At 29.4% G+C, this 3,342-nt stretch carries 4 protein-coding genes; all 4 read right to left on the bottom strand.

Annotated elements, in window-relative coordinates:
- Window positions 1-212 precede the first annotated feature (212 nt).
- Window positions 213-593, bottom strand: a complete 381-nt coding sequence (locus FOF46_RS30440; RefSeq protein WP_143919184.1) for a VOC family protein — start codon at window positions 591-593, stop codon at window positions 213-215.
- 138 nt (window positions 594-731) lie between these two features.
- Window positions 732-1,565, bottom strand: a complete 834-nt coding sequence (locus FOF46_RS30435; RefSeq protein WP_208746841.1) for an AraC family transcriptional regulator — start codon at window positions 1,563-1,565, stop codon at window positions 732-734.
- Between the two features lie 57 nt (window positions 1,566-1,622).
- Window positions 1,623-2,468, bottom strand: a complete 846-nt coding sequence (locus tag FOF46_RS30430) for a phytanoyl-CoA dioxygenase family protein (RefSeq protein WP_244299813.1) — start codon at window positions 2,466-2,468, stop codon at window positions 1,623-1,625.
- Window positions 2,469-2,842: 374 nt separating this feature from the next.
- On the bottom strand, window positions 2,843-3,241 hold the full coding sequence (locus FOF46_RS30425; RefSeq protein WP_143919181.1) for a CPBP family intramembrane glutamic endopeptidase: 399 nt from the start codon (window positions 3,239-3,241) through the stop codon (window positions 2,843-2,845).
- Between the last annotated feature and the right edge of the window lie 101 nt (window positions 3,242-3,342).

Genomic DNA, 3,342 nt, shown 5'->3' with positions numbered 1-3,342 from the left:
AATCCTTTTAAAACCTTGAGTATTTTATCGTAATTTGCTTGAAAGTTGTGCATATGAATTATAGTGTCGTAACTACAATTTACTGCCTTTTAGCAGTTTGCGCAACTTTTTCTAAATGCACAACGGGTTACAATATACTTTAATTTAATGAAAGAGGTTTGAGTGCTAACTCAAACCTCTATTATTTATACATATTGTTTTGTAAAGTGTCTTTACTCTTTTGGTTTTGTGTAAGTAACAATGTCAATTCCAATTCCATTAGGATCAACTATTGCAAAATGTCTGTCGCCCCAAGGTTCGTATCGGATTTCAATTTCCATCTGGACTCCTTTGTCTTTTAGCTCTTTGTAAACGTCGTCCACTTTCTCAACTTCAATTGTTAAATAAACGCCTTTTCCATTAAATACCGACTGGAAAATGGATTTTTGACTTGGGTGGTTCGGTTGCAAAAAGCTGATTTCAGCTGAATGATCTGGTGTATGAAGTAATAGATAGAATTCATTTTCAAAGCTTAGTCCAAAGTCTAATACTTCCATATAAAATTTCTTAGTTTCCTGTAGTTTTTCGGTAATTATTCCTGCGTTAAGTTTCATTTTATTCGCTGTTTGTGCATTTGAAAATCCAAAGAGTAAAACAAATGCAATTAATAATAATGTTTTCATTTTCAATGATTTTGTTTACTGCAAATTTAGATTGACAAGAAACCGTAGCATTGTAAAAATCGGACAAACTTAACGAAAGGCTAGAGAAGGTGTTACATCATAAAATGTTTTAAAGCTTTTAATAAAATGGGCTTGGTCAAAAAATCCGACATCAAAGTACAGTTTGTTTTCTTTTAGACTTTGTTTTGAGGGTTTTGCATTTAAAATATGCTGAAACCTCACAACATTACTAAATGATTTTGCAGTTGTGCCGATATAAAAATTGAAAACTCTGCGCAGTTGTCTTAGACTTAAACCTGTATTAAGGTCTTTTTCAATATCCAAATATCCTTTTTTTTGAAAAATTAGGTTTAGTGAATCTAAAAAACGGTGGTCGTAATGAATGTTTTGATTTTTTGAATTTTCAATTATTTTTTCGTTCAGGACTTTTGTAATAGCTTCAAATGAATCGGAAGATTTAATTGCTAAATTGATCCATTTAGAAAAATCGGGCAAAATTTTGTTTAGTTCTTGAGATTGATTGCTTAAAGTTTTAGCATCTACTCTGAATAATATTGGAAATGCAGAAGGTAAAAACCTAATACCGATGTAGTCAAATTCTTTACCTATCGAAAATTGAGTGTACTTTCTGCAAAATCCCATTACAAAATTTTCATTCGGTAGATTATGATTAAAAAATATATCAATACAACCGTCAGAAACAACTCTATAATTATAATCTTTGTTTAAGGGCTTCTTTGTTTTAAGTTGCCAAAAGCAGTAAACGTAATTTTCAATTTCTTTATTTGGTTGTCTTTCTTGATAGTATATTTCGTTATCGTTAGTCGAAACTGTTGGTTGAATCGGTTTATAATATTCTCTTATGGTTTTTAGTTCATTCACTGCGTTTTCTGAATTAAGCACAACGTTTAATATAAAATGAGCTTTAATGCCGTTTATACCATGTTGGGTAAAGTTTAATTAAAAAATGTCAGCATTATTAAACTCCTTCAGCTCAAACTCTATCGGCAAATTATTTCCATCTCTGAACTTCAATATTTGTGGATTATTATTACAATAAATAATATCAAAAGATAATCTGTCATTCCCATAAATTCCTCTATGAATCATATTTGCCGAAAAAATCAATAAATCACTTCTTCTTAATTCTATCAACTTTCCTTTTTTAAGAGGGTCATTTGGTTTTCTATTGTTTAATGAATTTCTAACTTCATATTCTTCATTAGAGTCCCAAATTCGATGTGTTTTTGGGATTAATTCAATTCCAAGTTCTTTTTTTAAAGGTATTCTAAAGTGAACAACATTCTGAGTTTTTATTACTTCTTTTTGTTCTGTCTCACTAATTCCTGTATACTGAATATCTCTATGCCAATAGTTGTTTTGATTCAAATTGTTTGGATCAAAAAAAAGTTGAGTATTCAGAAATTTTGGGCTGTCAAACTCAATAAGATTTATTATTCTATTTGAAGAAATGAAGTCAAACAATATCTTTTTTTCTTGTTTATTGAGGTTTTTTGAAGAAGTAAGACTATGACTATTTAAAGCTCCTTTTAAATAAATTTCTGAATTTTCCTCTAACCAAAAATTATGAAACTTTATTAAAATAGGTTCTATACGCGAAAGTTCTTCTTCTTTGAAGAAGTTTTTATGATAGCTAAAACCAAACTCTGTGTAATCTCCTATTTTCATACTTTCAATTGTATCTAGTGTTTTGTGTATGATTAGTTGTGAGAAAGTACGCATGAACTTTCTGCCGTTGCTAAAGATAATTAATGCAAGTGATTTTTGATAAGGAAATTCTGCCATACACCTTATTATGTTATATCTGGTATTCAAATCCGAATAGAAATCATTCAATTCTCTACAATCGACAAAAACAATTACAACAACTTCAAGTCTTTTATTTTCAGAAAGATGAAGTGTAAGTCCGTTCTTGGAAATTTACATATATACAGGTTCTTTAGATCCAAATCGACTCATCCTAATCTATATTAAATCCAAGTTCATCAATATAGAAGTTCATCATTTTTATAGTTCTATTAAATACAGTACAACGGTTTTCTGTATGAATAGTAGTGGGTTTTGGGTACTAATTTTTTATACATGTTATTAGCTACTGGCGTAGCAGTCTTTAATAAATTGTTTTTTTAAATAATTGTACTTGTTCAAAGGTCTCATCTTTATAGTACTTTACAATAAATCAATAAAAACAGAACAAAATCAACTAAAAAATGTGTGAATATTACTAAGCCAGTTGATTTCTGTTTATCAGCAATAAAACTATACGCTATAGAAATTAGAATATAAGGTAGTATTAACTCTAATGGTAAAAAATGAACGATTGAGAATAATATTCCAATGACTAAATAGCTTACAATTTTAGAGTATTTTCTGTGCGTAGTATTTTGCATAAAACCTCTATAAGTAACTTCTTCTACTATACCTGCTGTAAGTGCTAATCCTAACAAAAGTGGAATAGCTGTGATAGCATTATAATCTGAAAATGATTTTATAAACCCTAATTGTGGTGAGTTATCTATATCAAAAATTATGTGGCTATTTCGGAGTGACTGTGCCACCTATTTCGGTCAAATGGTGCCACTAAGAGAGATCTTGCAATAATAGTTAAATTTTGTTATTAGTCCTTTTTAATTTTTCCTTTTCTTAATGATTCCCCCAC

This window comes from Aquimarina algiphila, assembly GCF_007489275.1.
Lineage (GTDB): Bacteria > Bacteroidota > Bacteroidia > Flavobacteriales > Flavobacteriaceae > Aquimarina > Aquimarina algiphila.
Note: the sequence above shows the minus strand (reverse complement) of the source record. Positions and strands in the feature narration are given on the sequence as shown.